Raw genomic sequence first — 3618 nt, 5'->3', positions numbered from 1 at the left:
CCAACCCAGCAGCCACCGCACCCACATCCACCGAGCCAGCCGACGCCCACTCGGCCAACGAACCCACCGCCGCGCCCAGTGCCTCCACCGAACGACCCGACACCACCCACGGCACCACACCACCAGGCGTCGACACCTGCTCCACCGGCGCCGGCTCCTGCTCGGCGGCGGGAGCCTGCTCCAACACCACGTGCGCGTTGGTGCCGCTCATCCCGAAGGACGACACGGCGGCCCGGCGCGGGCGGTCGCCGACCCACTCCCGCTCCTCGGTCAGCAGCTGGACCTGACCGGACGACCAGTCCACATGCGACGACGGTGCGTCCACGTGCAGGGTGCGCGGCAGCACGCCCGCGTGCATCGCCATCACCATCTTGATGATGCCGGCCACCCCGGCGGCGGCCTGCGTGTGACCGATGTTCGACTTGATCGAACCCAACCACAACGGCCGATCCCCCGACCGGTCCTGCCCATACGTCGCCAACAACGCCTGCGCCTCGATCGGGTCACCCAACTTGGTGCCGGTACCGTGCGCCTCCACCGCGTCCACGTCGCCGGGAGTCAGGCCCGCGTTGGCCAGCGCCGCCCGGATCACCCGCTCCTGGGCGGGACCGTTCGGCGCCGTCAAACCATTCGAGGCACCGTCCTGGTTGATCGCCGAGCCGCGCACCACCGCCACGATCGGGTGCCCCAGCCGCTGCGCGTCCGACAGCCGCTCGACCAGCAGCATGCCTACACCCTCGCCCCAGCCCGTACCGTCCGCCGAGTCGGCGAACGCCTTGCACCGGCCGTCGGGGGCGAGCCCGCGCTGCCGGGCGAACTCCAGGTACGTCCCCGGAGTGGCCATGATCGTGACGCCACCGACCAGGGCGGTACGGCACTCGCCGCGCTGCAGGGACTGCACGGCCATGTGCAGCGCCACCAGCGACGACGAGCACGCCGTGTCCACGGTGATGGCCGGGCCCTCCAGGCCCAGGACGTACGCCAGGCGGCCGGACAGCACGCTGCCCGCGGTGCCGGTGGCGACGTGGCCCTGCATCGACTCGGCGTCCAGCAGCAGGGTGGCGTAGTCGTGGTTGTTCGCGCCGACGAACACGCCGGTCCGGCTGCCCCGCAGGTCGTCGGGGTCCAGGCCCGCGCGTTCGATCGCCTCCCACGCCGTCTCCAGCAGCAGCCGCTGCTGCGGATCCATCGCCACCGCCTCACGCGGCGAGATGCCGAAGAAGTCGGCGTCGAAGCCGGCCACGCCGTCCAGGAACGCGCCCTCCCGCACGTACACGCCGCCGGGCTGGTCCGGGTCGGGGTCGTAGAGCCCGTCGAGGTCCCAGCCGCGGTCGTCGGGGAAGCCGGCCACCGCGTCCTCGCCGCCGGCCACCAGCCGCCACAGGTCTTCCGGCCCCCGCACGCCGCCGGGATAGCGGCAGCCGATGCCAACGATGGCCACCGGTTCGTCGACGGCCACGGGCGCGTCGGGGGTGGCCTGCCGGGCGGTGCCGCCGAGCAGCGAGTCACGCAGGTAACGGGCGAGCGCGGTCGGGGTCGGGTGGTCGAACACGATGGTGGCGGGCAGGTTCAGCCCGGTCTCCGCGCGCAGCGCGTCGCGCAGCTCGACGGCGGTCAGCGAGTCGACGCCGATCTCCTGGAACGCCCGCCGCTCGGGCACCTCGGCCAGTCCGCCGTAGCCGAGTATGGCGGCGGCCCGGGCGCGTACCAGGTCAACCAGGACCTGCTCCGCCCGGTCGGCGGGCAGGTCGCGCAGCCGGTCGGCGAGGCCGGCCGCCACGCCGGCGGTCGGGCCGGTGGTCGCGGGCTGCTCCGGCACGGCGGCCTGCGGAATGTCGTCCAGCAGGCGGCTGCGCCGCGCGTACGCGAAGGTCGCGGCGAAGCGCGGCCAGTCGACATCGGCGACGGTCAGCGTGGCGGCGGCGCCGGTGGCCACCGCCTGCAGGATGTCGACCGCGGCCTCCGGGTCGAGCGCGCGCAGGCCACGCCGCAGCAGGTACTCCTCCGCGTCGTTCTCGGCCGCCATGCCACCGCCGGTCCACGGACCCCAGGCGATAGCGGTCGCCGCGCGGCCCTGGTCGTGGCGCCGCTCGGCGAGCGCGTCGAGATAGGCGTTCGCGGCGGCGTATCCGGCCTGGCCGCCGCTGCCCCAGACCCCGGCGATCGAGGAGAACAGCACGAAGGCGTCGAGCGGAGTGTCGCCCAGGGCACGGTCCAGGTTGCGGGCACCGCCCACCTTGGCGGACAGCACCTCGTCGAGGTCGGCCACGGACAGGTCCGCCACGCCGGTGGTGCGCACGGCTCCGGCGGTGTGTACGACGGCCGTCAGCGTGCCCGGGAGTCCGGCGACCAGCGCCTCGACCGCGGCCGGGTCCGCGACGTCGCAGGCCTCCACGGTGACGGTGGCGCCCAGCTCGGTGAGTTCGTCGCGCAGCGCGGTGGCTCCCGGCGCGTCGATGCCGCGCCGGCCCGCCAGGACCAGGTGCTCGGCGCCGCCGGCCGCGAGGCGGCGGGCGACCTGCGCGCCCAGCGCGCCGGTACCGCCGGTGATCAGGATGGTTCCGCGCGGCTGCCAGGACGGCTCCCCGACCGGTGCGGCGACGGGTGCGAGCCGGCGCCCCAGGTTCCCGGTCGCGCGCACGGCGATCTGGTCCTCGCCGCCCGCACCGGCGAGGGCCTGGGCGACCAGGTCGGCCATGCGGTCGTTGGCGTCGTCGGCGTCGGCGTCGTCGGCGTCGGCGGCGTCGGCGGGCAGGTCCAGCAGGCCGCCCCACCGTTGCGGCGACTCCAGCGCCGCGGACCGGCCGAACCCCCAGATGAGCGCCTGCTCGGGGTCGGGTGCGCAATCGTCCGGCGCGGCGCGGACCGCCCCGCGGGTGATGGCCCACAGCTTCGTGGTCTCGGCGTCCTCCGGTACGGCTTGCAGGAGCGCGATCGTGGAGGCGAGGTCGAGGCGGGCGAGGATCCCGTCGTACGCGGCCAGGTCGGTCCCGGCTGCGGCCAGCGCGTCACGGGGGTCGGCGCCGGTGGTGGGAACGGTCAGCCGGTCCAGCCGGTCCTCGATGCGGGCCAGGAAGGGCGCGAGGGCGTCCTGCTCGGCCTCGTCGGCCACCAGTAGCCAGCGGCCCTCGCTCACGCCGGACGGCGTCTCCGCGATCGGCGTCCACGTGACGGCGTAACGGCCGAGCGTCACGGCGGGCTCCGGCATGCGCGGCCAGTACCGCTGGTGTTGGAACGGGTACGTCGGCAGCTCCAACTCCGGTGCCGCCGCACACGGCCACTGCACCGGCGTACCCGTCACATACAACCGGGCCAACGCCGACAACCACGACTCCACCTCATCCCGGTCCCGGCGCTGCGCCGCCACCGCCGTCACCCCAGAACCCAGAACCTCCTTCGCCACGCCCGTCAACGCCGCGTCCGGACCCAACTCCAGCAACGCCGAAATCCCGGACCCCTCCAACGCGACCACCGCATCACCGAACCGCACCGTCTTACGGACCTGCTCCACCCAGTACCCCGGATCCGTCCACAAACCCGGCTCCACCGGCTGCCCGGTCACCGTCGACACCGCCGACAACACCGGCTCACCGAACTCCAACGACTCCACCACCGCCG

General features: G+C 74.4%; 1 protein-coding gene. It reads right to left on the bottom strand.

Features of this window, described 5'->3' with window-relative positions:
* Nucleotides 1-3618 (bottom strand): SDR family NAD(P)-dependent oxidoreductase (locus tag ABEA87_RS42070; protein ID WP_345639401.1); only part of this gene is annotated, 3618 nt, incomplete at both ends.

Origin of the sequence: Rugosimonospora acidiphila (assembly GCF_039543385.1) — a bacterium.
Taxonomy (GTDB): Bacteria; Actinomycetota; Actinomycetes; order Mycobacteriales; family Micromonosporaceae; genus Rugosimonospora; species Rugosimonospora acidiphila.
This window is presented reverse-complemented; position numbering and strand designations above follow the sequence as displayed.